Annotated in this window: 1 protein-coding gene; it reads right to left on the reverse strand. The window is 45.5% G+C overall.

The annotated features are described in order from the left end of the window. Positions 1-224: Na/Pi symporter (locus HJY11_RS14030; protein ID WP_208076509.1), on the reverse strand; the 224-nt coding region annotated here is incomplete at both ends.

The raw sequence follows: 224 nt of genomic DNA on the forward strand, positions 1-224 counted from the left end.
GTCCTTTTCGCATTCCGGTTCATTCCCACGGATGCAATCAGAGAAGTAATACATGTCCCGATATTCTGTCCGAACAGTACAAAAACCGCACTGTGAATATCGATCAGACCACTTAAAGCCAGCGCCTGCAAAATACCAACCGAAGCGGACGATGACTGAATCACTGCTGTAAAAATCGCTCCTACTACGATTCCGATAATCGGATTGGAAAAACTTGTCAGTGC

The organism is Bittarella massiliensis (ex Durand et al. 2017) (assembly GCF_017566145.1).
In the GTDB taxonomy this organism is placed as follows: domain Bacteria; phylum Bacillota; class Clostridia; order Oscillospirales; family Ruminococcaceae; genus Bittarella; species Bittarella massiliensis_A.